The 26,705-nt window shown below is 44.9% G+C and carries 26 protein-coding genes; 14 read left to right on the plus strand and 12 right to left on the minus strand.

Annotated features, from left to right (window positions below; genetic code table 11):
* Positions 1-237: 237 nt before the first annotated feature.
* On the plus strand, positions 238-2,304 hold the full coding sequence (locus tag AC58CZ_RS01035) for a hypothetical protein (protein WP_494223614.1): 2,067 nt from the start codon (positions 238-240) through the stop codon (positions 2,302-2,304).
* 195 nt (positions 2,305-2,499) lie between these two features.
* Positions 2,500-3,429 (plus strand): formyltetrahydrofolate deformylase, encoded by a 930-nt coding sequence (gene purU / locus AC58CZ_RS01040; RefSeq protein WP_494223613.1) that lies wholly within the window; start codon positions 2,500-2,502, stop codon positions 3,427-3,429.
* Between the two features lie 76 nt (positions 3,430-3,505).
* On the opposite strand, the gene AC58CZ_RS01045 is transcribed toward purU, so the two are convergent.
* Positions 3,506-4,297, minus strand: a complete 792-nt coding sequence (locus AC58CZ_RS01045) for a cytochrome c biogenesis protein CcsA (RefSeq protein ID WP_494223612.1) — start codon at positions 4,295-4,297, stop codon at positions 3,506-3,508.
* Between the two features lie 456 nt (positions 4,298-4,753).
* Between AC58CZ_RS01045 and ffh the strand changes: the two genes are divergently transcribed.
* The 7 genes from ffh (at position 4,754) to AC58CZ_RS01080 (ending at position 11,192) form a co-directional block, all read left to right on the plus strand.
* The gene (ffh, locus tag AC58CZ_RS01050) at positions 4,754-6,292 is read left to right on the plus strand and encodes a signal recognition particle protein (RefSeq protein ID WP_494223611.1); all 1,539 of its coding nucleotides are present in this window, start codon (positions 4,754-4,756) and stop codon (positions 6,290-6,292) included.
* A 268-nt stretch (positions 6,293-6,560) separates the two neighbouring features.
* Positions 6,561-7,262: a tRNA (adenosine(37)-N6)-threonylcarbamoyltransferase complex dimerization subunit type 1 TsaB gene (tsaB, locus tag AC58CZ_RS01055; protein WP_494223749.1), complete on the plus strand. Its 702-nt coding sequence runs from the start codon at positions 6,561-6,563 to the stop codon at positions 7,260-7,262.
* An 85-nt stretch (positions 7,263-7,347) separates the two neighbouring features.
* Positions 7,348-8,190 carry an undecaprenyl-diphosphate phosphatase gene (locus tag AC58CZ_RS01060; protein ID WP_494223610.1) on the plus strand — a complete coding sequence of 281 codons (843 nt, stop codon included), beginning with the start codon at positions 7,348-7,350 and terminating at the stop codon, positions 8,188-8,190.
* 60 nt (positions 8,191-8,250) lie between these two features.
* Positions 8,251-9,150: a class I SAM-dependent methyltransferase gene (locus tag AC58CZ_RS01065; protein ID WP_494223609.1), complete on the plus strand. Its 900-nt coding sequence runs from the start codon at positions 8,251-8,253 to the stop codon at positions 9,148-9,150.
* Between the two features lie 117 nt (positions 9,151-9,267).
* Complete coding sequence (locus AC58CZ_RS01070; RefSeq protein ID WP_058024616.1) at positions 9,268-9,507, plus strand: hypothetical protein; 240 nt, start codon at positions 9,268-9,270, stop codon at positions 9,505-9,507.
* A 106-nt stretch (positions 9,508-9,613) separates the two neighbouring features.
* Positions 9,614-10,531 carry a 4-hydroxybenzoate octaprenyltransferase gene (gene ubiA / locus AC58CZ_RS01075; protein ID WP_494223608.1) on the plus strand — a complete coding sequence of 306 codons (918 nt, stop codon included), beginning with the start codon at positions 9,614-9,616 and terminating at the stop codon, positions 10,529-10,531.
* A complete protein-coding gene (locus AC58CZ_RS01080) occupies positions 10,524-11,192 on the plus strand; it encodes a DUF4112 domain-containing protein (RefSeq protein ID WP_494223607.1) in 669 nt (222 codons plus the stop codon). Before ubiA ends, AC58CZ_RS01080 begins: the two co-directional genes overlap by 8 nt.
* A gap of 139 nt (positions 11,193-11,331) precedes the next feature.
* Here AC58CZ_RS01080 and AC58CZ_RS01085 read toward each other — a convergent pair whose 3' ends face one another.
* The 6 genes from AC58CZ_RS01085 to ispZ all read right to left on the minus strand — a co-directional run bounded on the left by AC58CZ_RS01085 (position 11,332) and on the right by ispZ (position 16,209).
* Positions 11,332-11,976 (minus strand): hypothetical protein, encoded by a 645-nt coding sequence (locus AC58CZ_RS01085; RefSeq protein WP_494223606.1) that lies wholly within the window; start codon positions 11,974-11,976, stop codon positions 11,332-11,334.
* Positions 11,977-12,034: 58 nt separating this feature from the next.
* A complete protein-coding gene (locus tag AC58CZ_RS01090; protein ID WP_494223605.1) occupies positions 12,035-12,469 on the minus strand; it encodes a secondary thiamine-phosphate synthase enzyme YjbQ in 435 nt (144 codons plus the stop codon).
* Between the two features lie 106 nt (positions 12,470-12,575).
* Positions 12,576-14,648 (minus strand): FAD-dependent 5-carboxymethylaminomethyl-2-thiouridine(34) oxidoreductase MnmC1, encoded by a 2,073-nt coding sequence (gene mnmC1, locus AC58CZ_RS01095; protein WP_494223604.1) that lies wholly within the window; start codon positions 14,646-14,648, stop codon positions 12,576-12,578.
* 129 nt (positions 14,649-14,777) lie between these two features.
* Positions 14,778-15,143 carry an SH3 domain-containing protein gene (locus AC58CZ_RS01100; protein WP_228724540.1) on the minus strand — a complete coding sequence of 122 codons (366 nt, stop codon included), beginning with the start codon at positions 15,141-15,143 and terminating at the stop codon, positions 14,778-14,780.
* A 62-nt stretch (positions 15,144-15,205) separates the two neighbouring features.
* Positions 15,206-15,523: a YciI family protein gene (locus AC58CZ_RS01105; RefSeq protein ID WP_301450359.1), complete on the minus strand. Its 318-nt coding sequence runs from the start codon at positions 15,521-15,523 to the stop codon at positions 15,206-15,208.
* 134 nt (positions 15,524-15,657) lie between these two features.
* On the minus strand, positions 15,658-16,209 hold the full coding sequence (gene ispZ, locus AC58CZ_RS01110) for a septation protein IspZ (protein ID WP_494223603.1): 552 nt from the start codon (positions 16,207-16,209) through the stop codon (positions 15,658-15,660).
* Positions 16,210-16,504: 295 nt separating this feature from the next.
* Between ispZ and AC58CZ_RS01115 the strand changes: the two genes are divergently transcribed.
* Positions 16,505-17,386 (plus strand): PHP domain-containing protein, encoded by an 882-nt coding sequence (locus tag AC58CZ_RS01115; protein WP_494223602.1) that lies wholly within the window; start codon positions 16,505-16,507, stop codon positions 17,384-17,386.
* A 292-nt stretch (positions 17,387-17,678) separates the two neighbouring features.
* Positions 17,679-19,139, plus strand: a complete 1,461-nt coding sequence (locus AC58CZ_RS01120; protein WP_494223601.1) for a diguanylate cyclase — start codon at positions 17,679-17,681, stop codon at positions 19,137-19,139.
* Positions 19,140-19,167: 28 nt separating this feature from the next.
* On the opposite strand, the gene truD is transcribed toward AC58CZ_RS01120, so the two are convergent.
* Complete coding sequence (gene truD, locus AC58CZ_RS01125; RefSeq protein ID WP_494223600.1) at positions 19,168-20,451, minus strand: tRNA pseudouridine(13) synthase TruD; 1,284 nt, start codon at positions 20,449-20,451, stop codon at positions 19,168-19,170.
* Between the two features lie 242 nt (positions 20,452-20,693).
* Between truD and AC58CZ_RS01130 the strand changes: the two genes are divergently transcribed.
* A complete protein-coding gene (locus AC58CZ_RS01130; RefSeq protein WP_497413129.1) occupies positions 20,694-22,343 on the plus strand; it encodes an FAD-dependent oxidoreductase in 1,650 nt (549 codons plus the stop codon).
* An 85-nt stretch (positions 22,344-22,428) separates the two neighbouring features.
* Positions 22,429-23,040 (plus strand): GNAT family N-acetyltransferase, encoded by a 612-nt coding sequence (locus AC58CZ_RS01135; RefSeq protein ID WP_494223598.1) that lies wholly within the window; start codon positions 22,429-22,431, stop codon positions 23,038-23,040.
* A gap of 3 nt (positions 23,041-23,043) precedes the next feature.
* Here AC58CZ_RS01135 and AC58CZ_RS01140 read toward each other — a convergent pair whose 3' ends face one another.
* The 4 genes from AC58CZ_RS01140 to AC58CZ_RS01155 form a co-directional block, all read right to left on the minus strand.
* Positions 23,044-23,265: a hypothetical protein gene (locus AC58CZ_RS01140; protein ID WP_494223597.1), complete on the minus strand. Its 222-nt coding sequence runs from the start codon at positions 23,263-23,265 to the stop codon at positions 23,044-23,046.
* A 135-nt stretch (positions 23,266-23,400) separates the two neighbouring features.
* Positions 23,401-24,756, minus strand: a complete 1,356-nt coding sequence (gorA, locus tag AC58CZ_RS01145) for a glutathione-disulfide reductase (protein WP_494223596.1) — start codon at positions 24,754-24,756, stop codon at positions 23,401-23,403.
* A 142-nt stretch (positions 24,757-24,898) separates the two neighbouring features.
* Entirely contained in the window at positions 24,899-25,351 is a 453-nt protein-coding gene (locus AC58CZ_RS01150) for a threonine/serine exporter family protein (protein ID WP_494223595.1), read from the minus strand.
* Entirely contained in the window at positions 25,352-26,140 is a 789-nt protein-coding gene (locus AC58CZ_RS01155) for a threonine/serine exporter family protein (protein WP_494223748.1), read from the minus strand.
* Between the two features lie 117 nt (positions 26,141-26,257).
* Between AC58CZ_RS01155 and AC58CZ_RS01160 the strand changes: the two genes are divergently transcribed.
* Entirely contained in the window at positions 26,258-26,539 is a 282-nt protein-coding gene (locus tag AC58CZ_RS01160) for a DUF503 family protein (RefSeq protein ID WP_494223594.1), read from the plus strand.
* Positions 26,540-26,705: the final 166 nt, after the last annotated feature.

The raw sequence follows: 26,705 nt of genomic DNA on the forward strand, positions 1-26,705 counted from the left end.
AGGGATATTATACCTTAAATGAGCGTGCTATGTTGTTGATTGTTTAATAGTAAAGATTAATTTTTAGTTGTAAGTTATAACAAAAGTCAGTAAAGTTGCTGTTATATATTTAATACAATCTGTTAATACATCGGTATCACTGTAAATCTAAGTATCATTACCAATTTTATTTAATTCTGTGTAATGGTTTTCTGCCTTTTTGCTCGAATAAATTACTGCTCATGCGGAGTCAAAAACATGTCATATCCCTCGCTACCTACTTCTAAATTGTTTCAACTGACAGCGCTAACCTTATCATTGGCCTTGGCGGGTTGTGGTGGTGGGGGCACGGATACGGTTGCACCGGCGCCTGATTTGGGAGTTACGATAGGTACTGATGATGGAGGCGTAGGTAGTGGCGATATCGGCGATGAGTTAAATATTAGTACAGTATCTCTATTAGATTCAAACGCCAACCTTACTAGAGTCATTTCTATGTCAGGTGTTACCGCTAAGGTCATTGTTACTGACTCTGAAGGTAACGGCGTAAGTGGCGCGTTAGTGACGTTCAATGGTGAGGGAGTGCAGTTTGGTACTTCCAATGGCGCTGTGCTAACGAATGCTGAAGGCATAGCCACAACCTCTGTTGTACCATTGTCTTCTACTGATACGGGCAGTTATAGTTTGTCTGCAACAGCGACATACGATGATGCTAGTGCGACCACTGCGAACTATAATTATTCATTACAAGCGGTTGATATTACGTTAGTAAATTTTTCTACAGGTGAAGACGAGCTGGAGTCTGGCGGCTCTACAATCGTCACTTTGCAAACCAAAGATACTGGTACTAATCAATTTCAAAACGATATAACGGTCAATTTATCAGCAACTTGTGGCTCATTTGAAGAAGCAAGTATCAGCTCTTCCAATCAAGGAAATGTTAGCGCAACTTATAGTTCTATCGATGATAATGGTAATTTATGTGAAGGTTTACAAACGATTACAGCAGTCACTGCAAATAACACATCGTCTTCACAAAGTATTAATGTAAACATCAAAGCTATCGAAGCAAGTTCTATCGTATATACCACCACCAACGCAGTTGTATTGGGTGCAAAAAATAGTGGCTCTTCTGCCTCTAGCCAAGTGGAGTTCACTGTTTATGCTAACGGTGTACCTGCTGCCAACCAAGACGTCATTTTAGATCTGATTCGCTCGCCAAGTGATTTCAATTTTGTTTCACAAGGCAATCGAACGACAAAAACGCTAAAAAGTGACTCTTTAGGAAGAGTAACAGTCAATCTGTATCCCGGAAATATTCCAGGTCCAGTAGAAATCAAAGCCTCTTTGTCCTCAAATGCAAATACCTTTGCATTAGCCAAAAATATCTCTGTGGCAACCGGACGACCTACTCAAAATGGTGTGACATTAGCAATAGGTAAAAATGTTTTGGCTGATAACGCCATTGATACTACAAGTATATCTCCATATTTAACTGATCGCCAAGGCAACCTTATTCCTGATGGTACGGTGGTAAGTTTTGTGGCTGAGGGCGGCACTGTCACACCAAACTGTGCAACAGTTAATGGTAATTGCACGGTCACTTTTACATCACAAAATCCTAGACCTGCGAATGGTCGTGTTAGCGTCATTGCCTATGTAGAAGGGGATAAGGCTTATTCAGATTTAAATGGCGATAATGTTTATACCATCGGTATTGATGACCTACTAGACAATATTGGTCATTTTTTTCGTGATGACAATGAAGATCTAAAATATAATCCAGGTGAGTTTGTATACAGAAGAGGGGCGTTACCTGAAGGTTCAAAAGCTGAGTCTTGTTCTACAAGTACTTTGTCTCAGCCCAATTTACCAAATTTTGTAGTTGAACCTAGCGAAACTGAAACCACATGTGATGATTCATTATCAACAGTATTACGCAAACAAATCATTATGGGTTTTGCTAATGATACGCCAACTTTCTATGACTATAGTCAAGTGTCTGGGTTCGTCTCTTTCGAGATGTATGGTAATAGCTTGAAAACAGTTTCTATGCCATCTGGAACTACACTAAGCCTTATAGTAAAAGATGATACTGATAATGACCTCACTTGTGAGCCAGAAATTATAGATGGCAATATGACTGTACCTGCACTTGTCGCACTAAGTCGCGTAGATGGTACTACGAACCAGAACTTTTTTGAAGGCAGTGACGATGTCAGTTATACAGTGTCAACTAAAGGTTGCGCTAATGGTGATAGCATTAAGCTATCAGTTACCACTCCCGCACCAACTTCAAAAAATACTACAGTTCAAATTTTCTAAACACTTTCTTATTTGAGAACGCAAAACCTCCAACTCTATGTTGGAGGTTTTTTATTTTGTCCTTTTAAACCGCTAAATAACCAAAAACAACCAACTCACTCAGCAAAGCATCGCAAAAAAGATTAAAATAACCGGTTTACTCCGCTGCCAGCAATTTTTCAGCGATAAGTCATCATTTTTTATATTGGGCGTATTATGTCAGACAATACCAAAACGGCTTCATCATCACGTACAACAAACATCGCTTCTCAGAGTAAACAGATTCCTAGCTTTACTGATACAGCGACATTGCTCATCAAATGCAAAGATCAGGCGGGTATCGTACAGGCAGTCTCTGAATTTATTCATCGTTATGGCGCGAACATCATCACCTTGGATCAGTACTCCACCGCGCATGAGGGCGGGCAGTACTTTATGCGTTTGGAATTTGCGTTGGCAGGTTTGAGCGAAATTATGGATAACTTTGAGGCCAGTTTTGCGCATACGGTTGCTAAGCGCCACAACATGACGTGGCGGCTACACAACAATGCCATCAAGACCAAGGTCGGTATTTTGGTGTCAAAGTTTGATCATGCGTTATTAGATTTATTATGGCGTCACCAGCGTGGCTTGCTCGATTGTGATATTACGTGTGTGGTCAGCAACCATCCTGATTTACAACAAGCGGTCGAAAACTTCGGCATTACCTTTCACCATGTGCCCGTGACCAAAGAAAATAAGGTAGAAGCGGAGGAGCAAATCCATAAGCTGATGGCGGGTAATGACTTACTAGTGTTGGCGCGTTATATGCAGATTCTATCGTCTGATTTCGTGAAGCGTTGGCCGATGCAAGTGATTAATATCCATCATTCGTTCTTGCCTGCGTTTGTGGGTGCAGATCCTTATCGTCAGGCTTATGATAAAGGCGTCAAGCTGATTGGCGCAACAGCGCACTATGTGACTGCTGAGCTGGATCAAGGGCCTATTATTGAGCAAGACGTACACCGTGTGACCCATCGCCAAGGGGTAACAGAGTTGCGGGCGATTGGGCGCGATATCGAGCGTAATGTATTGGCACGTGCTGTCAATTGGCATGTGCAAAACCGTGTGATTGTGGCAGGCAACAAGACCGTAGTTTTTAACTAAAAAATCAGTAGAAAATTGAGTAAGAAAGTCGGTCAGTAGCAACAGTTACTGACCGCCTTTTTTATGATGTGATATTTTATATCAGCATTTCCAAAACAAACTTACTACCCACAAAGCCAATCGCTAACAGAATAAAGGCATAAATAGTGATATTCGCCGCACGTTTGCCTCGCCATCCTGCGCGCCAATTGCCAAGCAGCAACGTACCAAATAATAACCACGAGAGCAGACTAAATACTGTTTTGTGCACGATATGCTGTGCCATCAAATCTTCGACATAGATAAACCCAATCCCCAGTGCGATACTGAGTAATACAAAGCCTACCAAGAGCATATCGAATAATAGACTCTCCATACTTTGTAATGAGGGTAATTTATTGACCCAAAATCGGTGAATGGTATGATGCTTGAGCTCGCGAATTTGTAGACGCAAAAATAGCGCTTGTACTGCCGCCATCAACAGCACACAATAGGCCGCTAACGATAATAGGATATGAGCTTCAAGACCGACACTGACGTCAGTAAGCGGTTGATAGGGTGCGCGGCCAATATAGCCGACGGTCATACCTATTAGTGCAGTAGGCGCAGCCAAAATACCAAGGCTCAGAATAGGGCGGTACAGACAAAACAGCAGGTAAAAGAATAAGAAGAATAAACTGGTCAGGCTAATGATATTGAACAAATTGAAATTCAGACCATAAAGCGTCACAACATATGGATAAAGTAAAGTCGCATGTGTGGCCATCCCTACCAATAAAAGCCCCAAACTGACGCCTTTATGAATAGGTTTGTCCTGAATCAGCGCCCAACCAATATGGAGGCTGACTAAGACATAAGCCATGCTAGCAAGTAAGAATGCAAGGTGCACAGATAAAAAGCCTCATCTTATACTGAGCATAAACTGCCGCTCAATGTGTCGCTAAAGTGGTATTATCAGAATGATTAGAATAATCGTCCAATTTATCATAAAATGGGTGCCAGTTGAGCATCATCTTACTTATTGCTTATAAATGTTTGCCAAGGCGGCAATGAGCAAAATATAAAATCAGTCGCTTATAAATAGTCACTGACAAGAAATCACTGATAAGAAATCACTTATAAAGATAAGAACTGAGTCTTTTGCAAAACCAGTATAAGTTTTGAGCCGTGTTGATGCTATAGTATTGATAATATGATTTTTTATACATTTCTTACCAGAGAAACCCCAGTATTTGATAGTCCATATTAATAGTATTGATGAATCGTTTGATTCGCCACCATTTTATTGAAAGTTATTTTAATTGCGTATTATTTAATTGAAAACCATTTTAATTGAGAGTTATTTATGTTTGATACCTTAACAGAACGCTTATCGTCCAGCCTACGTAATATCGTAGGATCTGGACAACTGACTGAAGACAATATCAAAGACACCCTGCGTGAAGTACGTATGGCATTGTTAGAAGCTGACGTGGCACTGCCTGTCACTCGTGATTTCGTCAAACGCGTCAAAGAGCAAGCGCTTGGTGCTGAAGTGCTAAAAGAGCTAGCGCCAGGTCAAGCCTTTGTCAAAATCGTACACGACGAGCTGACCGAAATGATGGGCAGTGCCAATCAGCAGTTAGAGATGACAGGCAAACCGCCCGTGGTCTATTTGCTAGCAGGTTTGCAAGGTGCGGGTAAAACGACCACAGCTGGTAAATTGGCCAAATATCTACAAGAGCGTCAAAAGAAAAAAGTCATGCTGGTATCGGCCGACGTCTACCGTCCAGCGGCGATCAAACAGCTTGAGCAAGTCGCCGGTCAGGTCAATGCTAAGTTTGTCAACTCAAGCACGGATGAAAATCCAATCGATATCGCAAAGCGTGCGATTGAAGAGGCCAAAATCCAGTATCAAGATATTCTGATTATTGATACCGCGGGTCGTCTACATATCGACGATACCATGATGGATGAGATCAAAGCGTTAACGGCGGCGGTGAACCCTTCTGAGACATTGTTTGTCGTCGATGCGATGACAGGTCAAGATGCCGCCAATACCGCAAAAGCCTTCAATGATGCATTGCCATTGACGGGTGTTATCTTAACTAAGACTGACGGCGATGCACGAGGCGGTGCGGCGCTGTCTGTACGTGCTATCACCGGCAAGCCCATTAAGTTCTTGGGTCGCGGTGAGAAACTAGACGAGTTAGAGCTATTCCACCCTGAGCGTATTGCCCAGCGTATCCTTGGTATGGGCGACGTACTGAGTTTGGTCGAAGAGGTTGAGCAAAAAATCGACCGTGATAAAGCCGAAAAAATGGCGAAAAAGATGCAAAAAGGCGGTGATTTCGACCTTGAGGATCTATTAACCCAGTTCCAGCAGATGAAGAGCATGGGTGGTATGGCGGGCTTCTTAGATAAGATGCCAGGTATGAGCGGCTCAGACATGCAAAAAGCCGTCGAAGATGCCAAGCCAGAAGAAAAAGTACGTGAGATGGAGGCGTTGATTAATTCAATGACGCCGTTTGAGCGCAAAAACCCTGATAAGATTAATCCAAGTCGTAAGCGCCGTATCGCTGCAGGCTCAGGCCGTGAGATTCAAGATGTTAACCGTTTGCTCAAGCAGCACAAGCAAATGGCAAAAATGATGAAAATGATCTCAAAGCCTGAAGGCATCAGTAAAATGATGAAGTCTATGCAAGGCCTCATGGGTGGTGGCAGCGCAGGCGGTGGTGGCCCGTTGTTTGGCGGCGGTCAACCAGGCACTAAAGACGTGAATCCAGAACAAATGGCCAAGCAAATGGGACTGGATCCGAACAATATGCCGAGCACCGAAGAGATGCAAAAGCAAATGCAAGAAATGCAAAACCAAGCGCCAAAGAAATTTAAAACACGCTTCTAAGCCATCGTGATGCATACTGAAAGTATTTTATATATGCCCTAAAGCTACCTAAGCTTTAGGGTTTTTTATGGTTAGCTATGAATAAGTACAGATGAATAAAGTGTGGAAAAGCGTAGAAATTGATAAAATTCATTTAGCCTAAATGCTATGATAGGCGCTGTTTCATTCTGTCTAAATTTTGATAGTACATAAATAATAAATGGCTATTAAAAATTATTAAAATCTGACAAACCCATTTAGAACGCCAAAAATAAAAGCCGAGGTTGTGATGTTTTTAGCAATGGATACCGTGTTCGATCAGTGTTCGATCGCGATTTTAGATTCGAGCGGACAGGTACTGTCGAACCATACCGAAACAGGCAAGCGTCAGCAAACTCAGCAGATCTTACCGATGATTGATGCTGCACTATCTGAGGCGCAGCTACGTCTTGCTGATATACAGGCTTTAATATTTAATCGCGGACCGGGTGCATTTAGCGGTATTCGTATCAACACGGCAGTGGTGCAAGCGTTGTCTGTCGCGCATGACTTGCCTTGTGTTGGTGTCTCTAGCCTACAAGCGATTGCACAATCTGCGTATCAGCAGTACGGGCTGACACACCTATACAGCGCCCTTGATGCTCGTATGCAGCAAGTCTATTTCGGACAGTATGAGTTGGTAGTTGACGACGAGTTAGGTTATAGCATCATGCAGCCAGTATGGGCTTATGGCAGTGATAGCACTGAGCAGCTATTAGATTATGATAGCCAAACAGCACTGAATCTCCCTATCGCGGGGAATGGATCAGTACTACTAGCATTGCATGATCAGCAAGTGTGCCATGAAGACGTCTGGCCAGACGCTGTTATCATCGGGCAGCTTGGTGTTGCCCAATTTGCAAATGATGGTGGTACGGAGGCAGCGCAAGCACTACCAAAATATCTACGTAACCAAGCTTGGAAAACACTTAAAGAGCAAGGCAAGGCGTAGCTTTTGAGTATTTTTTAAGCATTAATCAATATAAAACCAACGTCAACATAGGACAGCCAATCGGCCTGTTTTTAGGAAAGTCATTGTGGATATACTGTTATTCGTTCAAGCTGTCATCATGGGTATCGTGGAAGGTATCACAGAGTTTTTGCCCATCTCCAGCACGGGGTATTTGATTTTATCAGCCGATGTGATGGGATTTTGGACCAAAGAAAAAGTCGATTTGTTTGTGGTTGTGGTACAGCTTGGTGCTATCTTGGCAGTGATATATGACTATTGGGGCAGACTGTGGCAAGCATTGATGGGTCTCATAACAGGTAAAGCAGAAGGCATGACCAATCCTAGGCAGCTGGGACTCAGTCTCATTGTCGCGACCATTCCTGTGATGATTGTTGGCTTTACCTTTGCTGATGAAATCAAAGCTTATTTGTTTAATCCTATTGTCGTTGCCATTATGCTCATCATCGGTGGTCTGCTCATATTCTATGTGGAAAAGCGCCCTAAAACCATCATTGCAAAAGAAGCAGAAGATGTCAGTATAAAAACGGCCCTAATGATTGGCCTATTTCAGTGTCTGGCTCTGATACCAGGCACGTCACGCTCAGGATCGACGATCATTGGTGCGCTATGGCTTGGAGTCTCACGTAAGGCATCTGCTGAGTTCTCATTCTTTTTGGGTATTCCTGTCATTGTAGGCGCGGCATTATTAGATCTGCTCAAACACGGCGATGTACTGAGCAATCGTGAAGACTGGTTGGTATTAGGTGTTGGAACCATCGTGTCTTTTGTCGTGGCGCTACTCTGTATTCGCTTGCTTGTAGCATGGGTGAGTCGCCGTGACTTTACTATTTTTGCTTGGTTACGCATTATCACGGGTGTTATCGTGTTGGTTGCGGCTTGGGGTTTTGGATATCAAATGGCGGGGTAAATTGGTCAAGTTATTTATGATACTAGAGGTTCCAATCAAGCGGCAAAAAGGATGGTGATTATGACAGATGTGCGTCAAGCGTATAGCGACTCTGAGGCTTTTGTACAGTGCCAATTGTTCTATGTGAATGACAGTCAACAAGCACAGATTGAGCGCTTACAGGCATTGATAGCTGAGCACAAATTACCAATCGTCCTAAAGACTGAGCTCTCCACGGAGAAATTGACACAAAAACGTCGCCAGCAACTGAGCCAAACATCCTCTCAACTTATTTTGCTGCTTGATGAAAAAGATAAGCTATCATGGCTTAGTGATGGACTGAGCGTGTCACCAGAGTGGGATAAGCTGCAACGCCGCGTGGTGAGTGCTGGTCGTAAGTCGGAGCTATTACTGCAAGCAGCAAAGATTACCGCAGATAGCCGTGTTATCGATGCCACGGCCGGCTTTGGCCATGATAGTTTGATATTGGCCAGTACTGGCGCACAAGTCATTATGCTTGAGCAGCAGCCGCTAATGGCGTTGCTGTTACTTGCAGAGCAGCAGCGTATGAGCGCGCAGCCTAATTGGCAAAAGCTCATGAGTCGCCTACATATTATCAATACTGATGCACTGAGTTATTTTGCGAGCCTAAAAGCTGACGATATATCGAATGATGGCAATGCAGTCGATGTGGTGTATTTAGATCCCATGTTTCCAGAGGATAGCTATCAAGACAATAAGACAGGTAAAGGCGCAAAAGTTGGTAAGCACATGCAGGCCTTGCATCAATTGGCTCGCCCACCAACGCTAGAGGAAGAGCGCCAACTGCTAAATAGTGCTAAGGCAATTGTGAGTCGAAGCGCGCAAGGACAAGGTCGCGTGATCGTCAAGCGGCCACAATTTGCGCCATTACTTGCCGATGAGCCGGTTAGTGAAAGCTGGCATAATGAAGCCGTGCGCTTTGATGGGTATTTTGCCTGACATCGGTTTTTCGAGGATTATTTCATAGCCACTGTTTGTGATAAATAAGTGTATCAGCATAAACATAAGTCATTCATTAGCTTGAGTATTTAGAATACATGTATTCAGGAGCAGGAAATGTCAACGCTAATCATTTGGGTCATGGGTGCAGGCTTATTGTTGGTCAATATCATGCTGCGCACTCAGATTCTTCGGCTTGAAGCACGTTTAAAGGAATTGAGCAGTCCACAAGAGCAATTGGCATTTTTGCGGCAACAAGCAGCACATAAAGATAAAATCCCTGCGATTAAAGCGTTACGAAAACAGTATCCTGAATTGTCTCTAATTGAGGCGAATAACTTATGGAAACAAATCTAACGATTAGGGCGTGTCCCTAGTTCAAATGTTTATCACCATTTTTAAAATAGGGATACGCCCTAGCAAAAAAGCATATAAAACTCTTTATTGACGATAATAAGAAGCCATGACATTCAAAGACAAACTACAAGCCTATATCCAGCTCACGCGTTTTGATAAACCAGTGGGTATTGAGCTGCTACTATGGCCGACATTATGGGGCGTACTGTTAGCTGCCATGGGCCAAGCCCAGCAGCAAGGAGTTACAGCAGGTCTGCCAACGCTCAAGATATTTGCGATATTTGCCCTCGGTGCGATATTTATGCGCGCCGCTGGTTGTGCTATTAATGATTTTGCGGATCGTAAAGTAGATGGTTATGTGACTCGCACCAAAGGTCGTCCATTAGCAGATGGACGTCTATCTGGCAAAGAAGCCATTGCTGCATTTTTGGTACTGGTATTACTCAGTGCCAGTTTGCTGTTTTTCTTACCCGTTGCCGTTTTTTATTGGTCGCTGGGGGCGGTCATATTGGCCTTTATTTACCCTTTTATGAAGCGCTATACCCATTTGCCGCAAGTGTTTTTGGCGGCGGCGTTTGGCTGGGCGATACCGATGGCGTATGTCGCGATACAAGGTGCGCCTGACATCTGGTGTTGGCTGTTGTTTATCGCTTATATGTGCTGGACGGTAGCATACGATACCCAGTATGCCATGGCGGATCGTGAGGACGATTTAAAAATTGGGGTTAAATCCACAGCGATACTCTTTGGCCGCTATGATGTCGTTATCATCTCGCTGCTACAGATGCTATTTTTGCTCATTATGGGTGCGGCTATGTGGCATTATTTTGCACCGACGTCGCTTGGCATCACGCCAGTATTTGGCCTAGCGCTGGTGGCGATGATGTTTGCTAAGCAAAACAGTGCCTGTGCCACTCGTCGTGCAATGTCTTGCTTTCAGGCGTTTTTGGCCAATATCTGGGTCGGACGCTATGTTTTTGCGCTTATTGCAATTGCTTGTATATGGACGACCTTCAATGGATAAATTTAAGAAGCTACCGAGATTTAAATCAAAGAAACCCTCTGATACAGATGGCTCAGGTGTCGATTATCAGGCAAAACTTGCTGAGCATGGACTGACGCGCGAGCAGGTCATCGCCACCGAGCGTAAACTGGCCAAATTTGCCAACACCATGGACTCATTGGTGCGGGTGCCATTTACCAAGCAAGGCATGGGCGCCGATGCAGCGCTCTCCACCATCCCTCTCGCAGGAGATTTGGCAGGACTGGCATTAACGAGTTATGCCTTTATATTGGGGCGCCAGCTAGGGGTACCGGCGCATAAAATGACACCTGCGGTCAGACTGGCGCTGATTGATATGGTGGTCGGTATCGTGCCGGGCATAGGGACATTGCTAGATATTTTTATTCGTCCTAGCCGCAAGACATTGGGTATCGTACACGAGCATTTGCATCAGGAGTATGGCATCACTGAAACCATGCATATGGATCGGCCTTTTTTGCATCAATCATTAGAAGACAAGCAGCAGCAAAGTCGCTTTTGGCGTAATCCTATTGTGGCTTGGGTGTATCTGCACATTCCCGATATTATCGGCCTTATCGTCATCGCGATGATCGCGTGGGGGCTGTGGACATTTATCAGCTGGTTAATCGGACTTTTTGGTCAGTCAACTGGATTTGGATAAACACTGTTTGCACTGAAATTTTAAGTCAGTGTAAGCCACTAAAGGTCATCAAACATCAATAAAAAAGCGGCAACGATAGTAACGTTTGCCGCTTTTTTTGGTCTTAAATACTGTATCAGATAAAGGACGTTTTCCGTTTCTATTCAGTGATCACTTCTGCGTCAGCACTAAGAGCATCAAAGCTAGTGATGGTATTGTTTTGGATAAGATCAATGGTGCCGCCACCTGCATGACTCACCAGTTGGACGTTACCGTCAGCTGAGCGATAAGTGGGGTTGTTCCCTTGTCCTTCTGGTGCGCTGAGCGTCATTTTTGGCTGGTTGGGGCGAGTGACGATGGCATTGAGCAACCCTGCAGCTGACGTTTCAAAAACGACCGATAAGGTGTCGCCTGCTTCACTTTTGTAACGGACATCAGTGATTTGTGCGCCTTTGATGGCCTGTTCTGGATTGGGCGATGTAGCAGTATTACTTGGTGCAGCGACAGTGCCTCCAAGGTCTTGTTCCAGTTCAGTCAAGCTCACATCGCGCTCTGAATTAGCTTCAGTCTGTGATGGGTTCTGAACATTCTCTATACTGTCATCCGCCGCTTCATTGACATTGATATTTGTGGTGACAGGCGTTGTCTGTGTTGACGTTTCAGATGATGTTTCGGCAGATTCTTCGGGTTCTGGCGTTTCTTGACAGGCAGTCAGCAAAAACACACTCAAAAAAATAGCAGGTGCACTGAGGCAGTAAGTGTTAGCGTTCAAAAAGCTGAGCCGTTTTGGTAAAGAGGTTTTCATAATCAGGTTTATCCGTTAATAGCGCGCTATATCAATGTGGCAGGTTGACACTATATTATTACGTATTGACCGTAATAACCAGCTTGCGTTGTCCGCTATATCCAGTCACGTCTCTATGCTCACATAAGTAAACCCCTTGCCACATACCTAGACCCAAGACACCATCTATCAGAGGAATGGTCAAACTGACACCTATCATCATGCTTTTGAGATGCGCTGGTAGATCATCGGAGCCTTCTAAAGTATGGCGGTACTTTGGCTGATCGGCTGGGGCGATTTTATTGAGCCAATCCTCTGTGTCCAATCTTACATCTGGGTCAGCATTTTCATTAATGGCGAGACTGGCTGACGTGTGTTGCAAAAACAAATGAACCAGCCCCGCTTTGGCGCTGGACGGTATGAGCTGAGCAATGGCTTCCTCGATGATAGGCGTGATGACATGAATACCACGGGCATAAGTAGGTAGGGTAATGGTGGTTTGATGATAGCTCATGATGCTTATCTCATTGTCGGAATGAACATTAAATAAAGATATCACAAGATAATATGAATCGTCGAAAGCGTTGTTTTGATGTACATGAATATCATCCTAAATGATATTAAGTGAGCGGTGTTTGCAAACGGGTACGATTGGGCGATAGACGTGCGAGCATTGCATTAGATAGTGGCGCAAATGACCCTAGCATCATACCCGCTAACGCTTCAGCGCAGATGGGTGCCAACGCATAACCTTTTGCACCCATTGCACTTATCGTCCAAATTCGCTGACTGTTGGTTAGTTGCCCAACGATTGGATGATAATCCGGTGTCTGAGTGCGAATGCCAGCGCGCCCTTGCCACAGGCTAGTATCGGCTGGCACGATAGATTCCATCTCAGGAATGGCAGCAACGAGCTTGTCCCGGCTAATCTGATGTTCTTCATCTCGAATGTCAGTACCTATATCATTGCGGATAAAACTTGCCCCTAGTAATAGATATGGCTTGCCAGCGGTGACAGTATTTAGCTCATCATCCCCTGCTTTTGCGTTAAAGGGCGCACAGTAACCGCTGTATTTAAGCGGGATTTTTGGCAAATTTATCAGTTGCTCTAGGCTAGGACGAAACCAAGACAGTTGACCACGAATTTTACGGCAATCAAAAATACGCTTATCTAATTGATGACTCTCAAAGGCGGCGCAAATAACGACATGATCAGCAAGAATAGAGACAGTCTCCTGATTTTGATCACTGCCTTCAATACACACTTGCTGTTCAGTTTCGTTAATCTCACTCACTTCTAATTGCTGAAAGCGAATGAGCGGATGTGTCAATATAATAGTTTTCAATGCTTGCGGATTGACCAAACCAGACTGTGGTAAGTATAAGTTCTCTGATAAGTCTTGCTCTTTTATTCCACTAATATTCTGTGCTTGCTCATGGGGTAGGGTGGTTGCCATCTCATCAGGATAATCTTCGATTTGCTCGGTGCCAATATTGGCTTTCACCAGTAAATCAAGCGCTCCAGTCGGCTCCAGTACTGGCGCTGTATTGAGCTGTGTGGCTTTCTGATTAAGGTCTCGATATAGCCTGCTGCTATAAAGATAACCGATGGTATGCAAATGCTCATCAACGTGGTGAATTGGCGTCATTTTTGGGGCAAGCAATGCTCGAGGGTTGCCTGAAGCGCCAGCCAGAGGCGCCGTTTTGTCTAATAAAGTGACCGCAATGCCGCGATTGGCAAGCGACCAAGCCGTTAGCAACCCTGAAACGCCTGCACCGATGATGGCAGTGTGATTAAAGGTGCTATCTGTTGTTATCTGCTCCGCATCGTGGCTTTCGTTATCACAACTTTTATTATCACTAGTAACGTCAATATGGTCTGTATCGGTCATAATGGCGGTGAGCATTTCTCGCTTTCGACCAAAACCTTTTACCTTTTTGATGGCAAAGCCATGTTCCTTGAGCCCACGCTTGACGATACCTGCACAGCTATAAGTGGCGGCGGTGGTATGCGGACGCGATAGACGCTGCATCTGTGCAAAAATACTGTCAGCCCACAAGGTACTGTTGCAAGAAGGGGCAAAGCCATCCAAAAACCACGCATCGATATGAGGCTGAGGCGCAGACTGCTGAGAGCGCTCTATTGCCAGTTTGCTAAGGCTCTGGGCTGCATCCCCAAGCCATATATCGACCGTCAGATTATCATAAGAAAAGTCCAAACGGTGACAACCCGCGATAAGAGGCGGATACGCAGCCAAAAGTGGCTCAATCAACGCTACAAGCTCAGGTGCACGCTGACCCCATAGGGCAAGTATGTGCGTCAGATCTGCAAGCGGTATCGGGAATTTTTCAGTGGTAATGAAATGTAGGCGGGCATCTGCCAGTTGTGGGTAGGTATCGCGCAGCTGTCGCCATAGCAGCCAAGTGGCTAAGAAGTTAAGCCCAGTACCAAAACCCAATTCAGCAATCGTAAAACATTGCTGTGGTACAAGGCCTGCCAAGCGATCAGGCAGCTGATTGTGCTCTAAAAATACATGACGTGTCTCTGCCAGACCATCCGCATGCGAAAAATACACATCCCCGAATTCACCAGACACTGGCACCATATTTCCAGTATCATCCATTTGCCACTCAACCTTGGCAGGTGTGATAATGTTTAATGGTTCAGCATTTGTGTGATGAGCGATAGGCATGGAAACTTCTTAGTAGGATGATTTACTATAATAAAAATGTTCTTGATGACAGAATCAAGTTCATAAAAATACAATGAGACGTCGCAGAATAGAGCAGGTCAAAGGCTAAATCTATAAAGAGCGCATCGCTTACCAGCGATCACGGCGAACGAACACCAGCCACGAGATAAAAATACCCACCAGTAAACTGATCAAAACGGTAAATGCACCATACAAAAACAGCTGACCTTTGCTCTCATAGACTAAAACGTTTGCTTGGGTCTGCAAGTCGTTCACTTGGCGTTGCAATTGTGCATTACGGCTGAGTAGTTCTTGATTGGCCTCGGACAGTGCTTTAGTAGACGGTTGCAACTGTGCTGCCAGAGTATCATTGATATCTAGTGCTGAACTTGTTGCTGCATCGCCTACAGCAGGTTGATTTATAGGGGCTACTGTAGGATTCGCTGCATCTGCGTTGGGCGCCGTTGGCGCGGCTTGCACTGATACTGCTGCCATCAGTAGCATACTAGCCAAGCTACTTTTATAGAATCGAGTATTCAAATAAAGGACTTTCTGACTCACGATGCAGCTACTGTATCAGTTGGTGCTGGTAATGCTTGAATAAATGGCTTGATATCTACGTGGCTATAAACGCCATCACGCAAATAAGGCTCATCGTTCGCCCACGCTTGTGCCGCCTCGATAGAGTCAAATTCAGCGATAATTACACTGCCTGACATATCGCTCTTGCCATGCTCAATAGGAGTAGGGCCTGCGATCACCAGACGATCTTCACGACTTAGCGCCTGCAACCGCTCAATATGTTCAGCGCGAGTAATCAGACGTTGTGCACTGCTATTAGCCACATCATGACCGATAATGACAAATAAAGACATGGAACTTCCTTAGTTGATGATAAAACGTAATGATTGATTTGAAATACATCGTATAACGCTAACGGCTGATTACTTTGAGCTCTAAAAGCAGTTTTATCAATTATAAGACAGTAGCTGCAATCAGCGCATAACCGTTATTTGCTGGTTTTGTCCGTCAGCGCAGGGTTGAGATGCTTTTTGAGTACAGCAAACTGAGCCACGACGAATACCAGCATAATCGGAATCCAGCCATAAGTCTTGAAGTTAATCCACGCTTCATCTGACATGGTGAATGCTGTGATATAATGAAGTACGGCCATAAGGGCAAAAAACAATCCCCAAGCAACGGTCAGTTTTTTCCAACCACTAAGTGTTAAAGTAAATACTTCTTTCATTGCTAGCTGCATTAATGGCTTATTGATAGCGGCACTGACAAACAAGGTCAACGCAAAAATACCATTGATAATGGGCGATTTCCAACGCAGATAGATATCATCACGCAGCAGCAATGTGCCACCGCAAAACAAAATGGTTAATAGTAAGACGACCCATTGTTGCTTATCAAACTTGCCTTTTTGGCGAATAAAGTGAATGGCATAAACAATGATAGTAGCGACGAGCAAAGCCCCTGCCGCTGCCAAAATACCGTTATAACGCGCCGCGATAAAAAAGGCAATCAAAGGGATAAAGTCTAATAATGCTTTCATAGCAAAGGTTGTGTCCAACAAAAACGTATGAGGTAGTTTACACGTCTACTGCCGCAAAAAAAAGCAATCAACACGATAATCCTGCGATATAAGCACCCGATAGAACAATCCTTTCTTATTGCGAGCAATGACCATAGCGCTAACCAAATATAACCATCAAATACAGCAGCAATAGTCGCTAAATCCAGAGAGTTGGCTCAGACATTATCATTAATAATAGCAACCAATATGAATAGTGACTATCTACTACTAAATTGTTTATACGCTTATTTTTTAAAATATTAAGGTTCATCTTATGAAATACGACTTACATTGTCACAGTACCTGTTCGGATGGTACTTACGCACCAACTGAAGTAGTAAAGCGCGCGCACGCAGCGGGCATCAATGTACTGGCATTGACTGATCACGACACGCTAGTGGGCATTGATGAGGCAAGAGAAGCCGCTAATGCTTATGATATACAGCTGATCAATGGGGTGGAAATCAGCTGTGAGCATACGTTAAGCGGTGGCTATGGCAAAAACAAATCTACCAATAAGATCATTCATGTGCTTGGGCTAGATTTTGCTGATCGCGAAAAGATGCATGCCACTCTGCAGCAACTACAAGACAGTCGGGCCACACGTGGTCAGCGCATCACCGAAAAGCTCAGTGAGCTGCTGGATATAGATTTCGATGAGTTGTGGCAAGCCGTACTCGATAAGGCAGGTGGCAACCCACAAGCGGTTGGACGCGCACATATTGGGCAGATATTATTTGAGCGGGGCGAGGTCAAAACCGTTCAAAAAGCCTTTGATAAATATTTGGCAGATAATAAGCCTGCTTATGTGGCGATCGAGGCGTTGACGATGCAGCATGGGATTGAGCTGATTCATGCTTGTGGTGGTAAGGCGGTGCTCGCGCATCCCACGCGTTATCAGCTATCGGCCACACGAGTGCGCAAGCTGATTGGGGAGTTTGCTCAGCTTGGCGGTGACGCTTGTGAGCTACCAGCCACAAGTGAACCAATCAGCACGCGCAGAATGGTTGATCGTAGTATTGCCGAGCACAATCTTGTCACCTCGATTGGCAGTGACTTTCATGGTAGCAATATGCCGTGGCGCCGCTTAGGCGATGTGCCTATCTTAAATGAAGACCAACAAGGGGTTTGGGAGTTGTTTAACACGCCTGCTTAGTCTGATGGTTTTATCATGTTTTATGGACATTTTAGCGGTTAGTCACTTTTTTGTTTCGTCGCCAAGATGACTGAGTCTTTTATGTGAATATCATGACGCTCAAAACTGTATATTCAACAACTGCTGATTGATAAATAAATGTACAAAACAGATTGATAATATAGACAGAACTTGTAACACTTAAAGGGATATTTAGAAAAGTTTATAAAAGGTATAACGGCCTTTAACTCGATTAACTCGATCACAATGCCTGTAAAGTCAGTGCATTTATATTTTCTGCGGTAGCCCATCTATGGCTGTGTCGGTCTCTCATCTTGGATACAAAAAGCTTTCTCAAATGATTTTTGAGTGGCAAGCGGCTGACAGAACGTCATTGATGGCGTTATTTATTATCATGGAAATATCCTTGCATTGGCTGTGGTGTCTGTTCGTTTGGTGGCGACAAGATGCGCTCCATGCCTATGTCAATATGCACTATCTGTACCCACTATGGCTGGGAATCAGCGTAATGGGTTTATTTTTCTTATGTATGGTCAAATATTTGCCGCACTCTGGAAGTAGGCGGGATATTTTAGACAGATGGCAAATCGCATTAGTGCTGACCTATACGTTCTATATTGCTACCATCATCGTGGTGATAGGTTATAGCAGCTTGTTTGCTGGAGTATCGCTAGTTGGCGGTGCGATGCTTGGCATGATGCTCATCAAACGCCGCTATGCTTGGCGCATGTTTTGGCTACAAATCATACTCATGTTATTGGCCATTACCTTGCCATATTTTGGAATTAACTTGCCCAATCTGCGTCAGTTGACGGTGATCCATCCACTATTAGACACTCATAATTATCTCAACTATAACGAGACTATGGTGATTGAAAACGCCATCGCCGCGTCAGCATTCGAAAACAATGTATTAAGTTGGGATAGTATCACTGAGATACAGCGTTCCTCAGCCTTTTTTTGGCGCTCAACCCACTTGTATTTAGCGCTCCCAAAAGCGATTTTTATCGTTTATATATTTCGTGCTTTGCTATTGGTTTTGGATGATAGTCGGCAAGAAACCTTACGACATGCCAATCAAGATGAGCTTACTCAATTAAAAAACCGTCGCTACGGTCTAAAAAAAATGAAGTATGCGTTGTCAACGGTACAAGACAATCAAGATTTGAGCGTGATGCTCTTTGATTTGGATTGGTTTAAGCACATCAACGATAATTATGGTCATGATGTGGGCGATCAAGTATTGATCGAGATATCGCAGACGCTATTGGAATCGCTATCGGATGAGACCATCATCAGCCGTTATGGTGGTGAGGAGTTTTTGGTGGTGCTGCCAAATACAGGGCACGAAAGTGCGATGGTGATTGCGGAGCAATTACGGCTCAGCATTGCTCAGCATGTTATCGATGTCGAGGGGAGGTTTGAATTTAGCGTGACAGCGAGTTTTGGGCTGTATACCTTGACCCATCAAGAAAGAGCTTGCATTGCCAAAAACTATAAATCTATTTTGGAAGAAAGAGCTCAATCTCAACCACATGATGCTCCTCTTATTAAGCCGATTGCCACTCAGCGCGCTGAGAGCCAAGTGGCCTTTATGCAAAAACTGCCTAGCGACATCTGCCAACGTTTGATTAGCACAGCAGATAAGGCTCTTTATGAAGCCAAGCACCGTGGACGCAATCAAGTCGTCAGTGCCAACCATATGTTTGCTGAAAAAAATGGTAGTATCCATTCACTCTACAAAAACCGCTAGCTGCCCCTCTGCGCTATCAATAACTCAATCATGAATCCATCTGCTGAACCAAACTTGCTAGCACGCTAGTGGCAAAGCTACCAGTGGTCAACGTAAAGCTCAATACCAATGTCTGCTCATCCGACCACTCCCAGCTTAATTGCTCAATAGGCAGTCTTAACGGGCGTCTTTGTGCTTTGATATCACGCTGCTCCAATCCCGTTGCTAGCTGCATGAGTAATGGGCTGTGTTGTACAACTTCGTTTTCTAACGCGGCTGCACTGCCACTGACTTTATCGTTACCTGTACCCCACAATACGGCAGTTGGATGAATATCGCCGCTACTCATACGAGCGCGTAACGTATCGTCTATCTCCTCACTGGTAAATATCGACCCCGAACCATCCAGATTAAATACTTCCCCTGCTAGGCCAGCGTCCCAGCTGCCATTACGAACTCGCGCGGCTAGTATCTCATTGAATATCAAGCTACGGGCTGCCGACAGCTCCATCGTATTTTGTTCGCGCGGCGCACGTTTGCGTTTGCTCTTTTTGGGCTGCGGCTTTGGCTCGCGCGCTGGACGGGCAAATAGCGACAACGCTTCTCTGACATTATTACCCTGACGACCAAAACGCTGTGGGCCAAAGTAGTTAGGCACACCTGTTTCATCGATGCGTGCTAAATGCTCCTCGACGCGTTGCTTAGCCGTCTGCTGAGTAGATAACGATTGCTCAGTTGATTCAGTGTTTTCATCATCATTCGTAAACTCAATATCACGCAAGGTAATGATAAATTGATTGGCACGGTGGGTACCGCGATTGAGCTTTTTATTATGCCAGTGCTGCGCCAGAATAACGACAGATTCATGCTCGCCAATATCTATCGGCGCAAACTCCGTAGGCGGCAACTGCTTTTTGGGTATACGCAGGCTAAACCACTGGGTCGTCACCGCATGACGATCCTTCAGTCCTGAGTAACCGACATCACGTAGCGGTATGTCTGCCCACTCTGACAACAGTTTTGCCATATACGCGGTGTTCATGCCTAGTTTTTTAATATGCAGCCATAGATGCTCACCTTCGTCGGTGAACTCTAGCGGTAATATTTCATTGACCACAAAGTCTGTGGCATCTGCTTTATAAGTAGCTTGCTTTATCGGTGGACGACTCGGCTGCGGCAAGTTTGCGGTGTCAGTGACAGCGGCAATATCAATATCACTGAGATCAAAACTGTCGGCAGCATAATTATTTCTATCGCTATCTGAGTCGCTATCTAAGACGGAATGAGGAGCAGAGTTGTTTTCAATATCGTTAGAGGTGTCTTGAGGAGTCATAAAATAGTCTTTTATTGTGTTTATTTATAATAAATGGAGATAGCAAAGACGCTGATAAAAACGGCGCAATTACGTTTTGCAACGCAGCAAGCATACAAAAAAACATCGTGTGTCAAATGGTCTTGCTACTATCAATCTATAGAACGCTAAAAATAATAAGGTAGGTTGAATCGCTCTGAATGGTTAGGGCTATTTTCAACACGCTGTCATCAGGAACTCATTATAACTGTTAAGGAAGCATTATGACCAAGGCGATGATCAACACAGTCACGATAACAAAATCGGATATTCCAAATGGCGGTATGAAATCGTACAAGCAAGACGACGATAGTATCATTTTAATCACTCGTGATGACGATGAGTTCCATGCGTTCGATGGTAAATGCCCGCATGCTGGTGCAGATTTGGGTGATGGATTACGCTGCGGTCATCGAGTGGTTTGTCCTTGGCATCATGCAAGTTTTGATAGCCGCGATGGGTCGCTTCTAGAACCGATAGCGACAGAGGGTCTGACGCAGTATGAGCTTATCAATGACGGTGACAATGTGACGGTTGATACCTCAGCCACGATAAACAAGCCGATAGAAAACGACAAATTGACGGACACTCACACCATTATCGTAGGTGGCGGCGGTGCTGGGTTTATGACCGCCAACCAGTTGCGCCAAGGTGGCTATGGCGGCAAAATCACCATGATTAGCAAAGACGATACCGCGCCCTATAATCGTCCGCTATTATCGAAAGCATTTTTGGCAGGGAACATGGATGAAGATAAGCTATTATTGGGCGGATCAGATTGGGCGAGTAGCAACGATATTGATCTGCACCTGAATCAAACGGTCAGCGAAGTATTGCCCAATGAGGCGACCATCGTCATAGAAAATGAAAACGGCGACAGCACGCGGCAGACAGCGGACTTCTTAGTGGTGGCAACAGGGGCGTCGCCGACCATTCCGCCCATCAAAGGAGCAGATATAGACGGCGTCTATACCTTGCGTAGCATGGCAGATGCCAAATTGATCAAAGCGGCTAGTCATGACCAGCGCGTGGTAATTATTGGTACAGGTTTTATCGGTATGGAGACCGCTTCGGCATTGGCACAAGCAGGCACGACTGCTTCTATTACCGTGATTGGACAAGGCAGCCGTGTAATGAGCAATATCGTCTCAGACACGGTGAGTAACACATTAATTAAGCTACATGAAGAGAAGGGCATTAACTTTGTGTTCGATGCAACCGTCAATGAAATCACTAAGATTGAGCGTCAAGTGGACAAGGATGGAGATAGCAATAATCAGGCTTTCTCAAATGTAGGCGGTGTGACGTTGGCGAATGGCGAGCATATTGATGCTGATATTGTGGTCTTGGGTACAGGTGTGTCCCCGCGCACAGAGATATTGCATGAGGTCAATGATCCAGATGGTGTGCAAGTTGACGCTCATCTACAGCTGCGCGATGGTATCTATGCGCTCGGTGATATTGCTAAACCTACCAACCAAATGGGTCGTATGCGTATCGAACATTGGCGCGTGGCGTTGCAGCATGGCATGGTCACGGCAGCCGCAATACTAAACGATGACAATGTCGATTCGCTAGAGGCGCGCATTCCCTTCTTTTGGACCATGCAATATGGCAAAAGCCTACGCTATAGCGGTCATGCGCCAACGCCTGATCACAATATCCTATTTGGAACACCAGATACGCTCGACTATATCGAATATTATTTTGATGACGAAGGCGCGGATACACGTGCGAGTGCGGCAAGTACGCTTGGACGTGATAAAGAGCTGGTTGCTTTCTCTGAACTATTACGCCGAGGTCATGCACCAACGCGCGCACAGCTTAACGCAGGGTTTGATATGGTTGATCAGGCGCATGCATTATCGCGCTAGTACTATAGACAGATAAGTATTAGTATTTAAGCTGGCTTAGGAAACTAGGCCAGTTTTTTTATAAATAAAAAAGGAACACTATAATATGAATAAAAGTAATTTGAGCAAAGATGCCGTATTTTTACGTCAGGCTGACGCGAGTGATATTGGCGCACTTGAGCGGTTATTGAACTGCTGCTATCGAGAGACAGCGGGCTGGACCAATGAGGCTGACTTAGTCGGCGGTATCCGTATCACGGCAGAGGAGCTGGCGAGTACGATTAATAATCCCGCACACTATCTGTTTGTCTATCCAAAAACCACGACAGGTGAGCGTGATGCAAAAGAGACAGGTGAGATACTTGGTTGTATCGCTGTCGATATAAAAACTGATGCCAACTCAAACAAAAAAGCCTATATCGGTATGTTTGCGGTACATCCTGAACTGCAAGGGCAGGGCGTTGGCAATATGGTACTACAGGCTGCCGAGACTTTTGCCACACGACATCTTTTATCAACTGAAAATGGCACTGATAAACAGCCTGCACGCTTAACCATGTCAATCTTGAGCCATCGGCCTGAGCTTTTGGCTTACTATCAGCGCCGTGGCTATCAGTTAAATGGTAATAAAATACCGTTTCCCAACGATGGTAATAATGGCGAGCCAAAACGTGAAGATTTAGAGTTATTAGAGTTAGAGAAAAGGGTCAGTGCATAGCCCCTATCTTGATGGCCCCCAAAAATGCCCAAAGGTCATAAATAGACCAATACTGAGTAAGATAAATGCCACAATGATTAAGCGCTTAAACCAATTAAAGGCGGGCACGCGCGTGGCATTATCATCAGACATCAGATAAGCAAACGAAAACAATAAACTCGCTGCCAACGTCATGATCCCAAGACCAATCGGTAATATAAACAAATACACCGGCCACACAGTCATCTCGCAACGGTCATTATTAAACGCATCATAGCAGTATCAGGATTGTGCTGTCTGTATGTGGTTTTACACTAAAGCAAAAATAGACAATAAAAAAGGCCATTTGTTAAAAATAGCCTTTCCTCTCATTCAGTCTGTCTAACGCATCGTCACAAACTCTTCTGCACCGGTTGGATGAATAGCAACGGTATTATCAAAGTCTGCTTTGGTCGCGCCCATCTTCACTGCTACGGCAAACCCTTGCAGCATCTCATCGACACCGTAACCGATGCCATGTAGGCCAATGATTTTTTCTTCCTCACCTAAGCACACCAGCTTCATTACGCACTTTTGGCGATGCTGAGTCACCGCGCTATACATCGAGGTAAAGGTCGAGGTGTAGCACTTGATGTTGTCTTTGCCATGTAGCTTGACCGCGTCAATCTCAGATAAACCAATAGTACCGATAGCGGGATGAGTAAATATAACCGTCGGTATCAAATCATAAACCAAATGCTCATTGGTCTTGTTGTTAAACAAGCGCTCAGACAGACGCCTACCAGCGGCGATGGCAACTGGTGTCAGATCAATGCTGTTTTCGATAATATCACCGACCGCGTAAATACCATCGACATTGGTATTTTGGAATTTATCGACTTTGATTTTGCCAAACTCAGTGGTTTCTACGCCCGTTACTTGTAGGTTGATGTTGTCAGTAGACGGCGCGCGGCCAATCGCCCAAATCAGACAATCAACCGTATCTAGCGTACCATCTTTGGTAAATAGCTCTAAGCTGCCATCTTCGTTTTTATTGACTTCGGTAAGGGTGGTGTTGGTATGCAAATGAATACCGTCTTGCTCCATCTCTATCAGCAGCGCCTCGACGATAGTGTGATCAAAAGAGCGCAGCGGCGAATGCTGGCGGACATAGAGATGTACCTCAGCGCCTAAGCTGTTCAGCACGCCTGCAATTTCGACAGCGATATAACCTGCGCCTGCGATAGCGACGCGTTTGGGCAAATGAGTCAATTTAAAAAAACCATCAGAATCGATACCGTGCTCTGCGCCTGGAATATCAGGGAAGATAGGATGACCGCCCGTCGCAATCAAAATATGGTCAGCAGTGATTTGCTCGCCATTGACCTCAACCGTATTGGTATCGACGAATTTAGCAAAGCCTTTAATCACTTCCACGCCGTTTTTGGCTAAGTTATTGTCATAAGCGCGATGGATATTCTCGATGTACTGCTGACGGCTTTGAATGAGTTTTTGAAAATCGAAATTCTTTAACTCAACCTCGAATCCGTAGTCTGGCGCGTACTTCTCAATCGCCTCGGCGACTTGCGCGCCGTACCACATCACCTTTTTGGGTACGCAGCCCCAATTGACGCAAGTGCCGCCTAATTCCTCCGCTTCGATAATCGCGCACTTTTTGCCGTAGCTTGCTGCACGGTTGATTGAGGCAATACCGCCGCTACCGCCACCAATGGCGATATAATCATAATGTTTGCTCATGTTTTATCCTTGTATGTATGATTGATAAGTGCTGTCTTAAGTATTGTCGCGGCAGCGTGCAACCGACCACTGTGGGTATGGTACAACATAAACAGCCGCTATAAAGAAAATGGGCAAGGACCCAACATACTATAAACGATACCTAAACAATGGCGCGACGTCTATAAAATAACAGCCCAGGAATGGACAAGCCCAGTACCAATCCTGAGGTCACAAACAGCGCTTCAAACAAATACACCATCATTTGGCTAAATAACTCGTCTGAAAAGCCAAAGTAACCAATCTGCACCATACTGACCATCGCCTTATAAGCGGCGATACCCGGCATCATACAAATGACACTGGGTGAAATTAAAGCTTTGGGCGGTAGGGTATATTTTTTAGAAAAATACACGCCCAAAAAGCTGGCGAGCATTGCCCCAAAAAAGCTCGCTATCACCAGATGTATATGCTGATAGACAAGCGCCGTCTTTAGCCCAAAGCCAAACGCCGTCATCAGCAGACACGGCAAAATATAGCGTGTGGGTACGCTAAACATCAGTGTCCAGCCAAGGGTAATGATGCAAGACAGCACAATGGTCTCAATAAACCACATCTAAAACCCCCAGTGCTGTATGCGTAGTAACACCAGCGCCATCACGATGCCCACACAGGCGGACAAAGTGAGCATGTAAGTAAATACCGCGCGCCCGACGCCAATATTGACATAGCCTTTTAAGATATCGGACAACGAGTTAATCAGCGGAAAGCTTGGAACTAGCAACAGCACGCTAGAAGCCACGGCGATATCGGCATTATTGCCAATATCAAAATAATAAGTCGTCGCCCCAATCAAAGAGGCGATAAAGGCCGTCACGATGACGGTGATAAAAGGGTTAAAGTGATGCTTGGATAAATAGATACGAGTGAACATCGCCACCATACCCGCGATAAATGTCACCGCCGTAATCGACCAGCTGCCACCATTTAGATAAGCAAACGCCGCACATGACGCACCAACAAATATACTGACTAGCCATGTCGGATATACCGTTTTATCCAACTCATCAAAGGCAAGCGTTGTGCGGTCAATCAACTCATTGCGATCGACAGTGGCTTCGGTTTTATTGACGATTTGCTGGATTTGTACCAATAAATTGACATTGATGCTCTGATTGATCGTATCTCGGGTGGTGGTGATACAACGCTCATTACAGATAGTCGTCAAAGTGATCGCATTAAAATTTAGCGAACACTCGACGCTACTCATTCCCAATGCAAACCCCAAACGCTTCGATAAGTCCACCACCACGGCAGACTCAGCGCCATACTGCATAAGCAGTAATCCGCAGCGCACGCATAATCGAGTAATGCGCTGTTGCTGTACGTAGCTGATAGAAGTCATTGGAGGAATATGCATATTGGCTGCGATATCGATATGGATAGAGGTAAAGATAGCATAACTTGCCTTGCTTATTTGCTACTATTATAAGGCGTAAACCACTGTCACAAGGAGAATAAAATGCATATCGTCATTCTAACTTTGACCTTTTCTTTACCTGGCTGTAGCTCATTAAAAGAAAAGCGCCAACGAATGGGCGGTTTGCACGCGCGCTTTGGTAGTACGCCAAGCGTCGCCGTCTGTGAGAGCGGCGCGCGCGATCGCCATGACGCCAGCGAGTGGGCGTTTGTAATCGTTGGTCTGTCCAAACGTGAGGTCGAGTCGCAATGTAGTCAGATCGAAGAAAAAATAGAACGCACGGTGGATGCAAGAGTGATGAATGTTGAGAGGGAGTTTGTTTAGGTTGAGGTGTTTTATACATTAACTCCGAAAAGTAACTAACTTGTAGGTTGGGTGTCGCAAGCTTCACTCAGCCTGCGACGGATTTAATGTTAACTATGAACAATGCAAGGTAGGTTGGTGTCGAGGAACGAGGCCCAACAGGATAATTTTGTATAATATGAATCGT

The organism is Psychrobacter sp. CR212, assembly GCF_059693765.1.

Coding starts and splice junctions, on each gene's coding strand:
- ispZ (WP_494223603.1), bottom strand. CDS start 16,209: ATGAAAGCATTATTAGACTTTATCCCTTTGATTGCCTTTTTTATCGCG.
- ubiA (WP_494223608.1), top strand. CDS start 9,614: ATGACATTCAAAGACAAACTACAAGCCTATATCCAGCTCACGCGTTTT.
- gorA (WP_494223596.1), bottom strand. CDS start 24,756: ATGAGCAAACATTATGATTATATCGCCATTGGTGGCGGTAGCGGCGGT.
- AC58CZ_RS01090 (WP_494223605.1), bottom strand. CDS start 12,469: ATGAGCTATCATCAAACCACCATTACCCTACCTACTTATGCCCGTGGT.
- AC58CZ_RS01080 (WP_494223607.1), top strand. CDS start 10,524: ATGGATAAATTTAAGAAGCTACCGAGATTTAAATCAAAGAAACCCTCT.
- AC58CZ_RS01070 (WP_058024616.1), top strand. CDS start 9,268: ATGTCAACGCTAATCATTTGGGTCATGGGTGCAGGCTTATTGTTGGTC.
- tsaB (WP_494223749.1), top strand. CDS start 6,561: ATGTTTTTAGCAATGGATACCGTGTTCGATCAGTGTTCGATCGCGATT.
- AC58CZ_RS01065 (WP_494223609.1), top strand. CDS start 8,251: ATGACAGATGTGCGTCAAGCGTATAGCGACTCTGAGGCTTTTGTACAG.
- ffh (WP_494223611.1), top strand. CDS start 4,754: ATGTTTGATACCTTAACAGAACGCTTATCGTCCAGCCTACGTAATATC.
- AC58CZ_RS01120 (WP_494223601.1), top strand. CDS start 17,679: ATGGCTGTGTCGGTCTCTCATCTTGGATACAAAAAGCTTTCTCAAATG.
- purU (WP_494223613.1), top strand. CDS start 2,500: ATGTCAGACAATACCAAAACGGCTTCATCATCACGTACAACAAACATC.
- AC58CZ_RS01035 (WP_494223614.1), top strand. CDS start 238: ATGTCATATCCCTCGCTACCTACTTCTAAATTGTTTCAACTGACAGCG.
- AC58CZ_RS01140 (WP_494223597.1), bottom strand. CDS start 23,265: ATGACTGTGTGGCCGGTGTATTTGTTTATATTACCGATTGGTCTTGGG.
- truD (WP_494223600.1), bottom strand. CDS start 20,451: ATGACTCCTCAAGACACCTCTAACGATATTGAAAACAACTCTGCTCCT.
- AC58CZ_RS01160 (WP_494223594.1), top strand. CDS start 26,258: ATGCATATCGTCATTCTAACTTTGACCTTTTCTTTACCTGGCTGTAGC.
- AC58CZ_RS01135 (WP_494223598.1), top strand. CDS start 22,429: ATGAATAAAAGTAATTTGAGCAAAGATGCCGTATTTTTACGTCAGGCT.
- AC58CZ_RS01155 (WP_494223748.1), bottom strand. CDS start 26,140: ATGACTTCTATCAGCTACGTACAGCAACAGCGCATTACTCGATTATGC.
- AC58CZ_RS01085 (WP_494223606.1), bottom strand. CDS start 11,976: ATGAAAACCTCTTTACCAAAACGGCTCAGCTTTTTGAACGCTAACACT.
- AC58CZ_RS01100 (WP_228724540.1), bottom strand. CDS start 15,143: ATGGCAGCAGTATCAGTGCAAGCCGCGCCAACGGCGCCCAACGCAGAT.
- AC58CZ_RS01130 (WP_497413129.1), top strand. CDS start 20,694: ATGACCAAGGCGATGATCAACACAGTCACGATAACAAAATCGGATATT.
- mnmC1 (WP_494223604.1), bottom strand. CDS start 14,648: ATGCCTATCGCTCATCACACAAATGCTGAACCATTAAACATTATCACA.
- AC58CZ_RS01115 (WP_494223602.1), top strand. CDS start 16,505: ATGAAATACGACTTACATTGTCACAGTACCTGTTCGGATGGTACTTAC.
- AC58CZ_RS01150 (WP_494223595.1), bottom strand. CDS start 25,351: ATGTGGTTTATTGAGACCATTGTGCTGTCTTGCATCATTACCCTTGGC.
- AC58CZ_RS01105 (WP_301450359.1), bottom strand. CDS start 15,523: ATGTCTTTATTTGTCATTATCGGTCATGATGTGGCTAATAGCAGTGCA.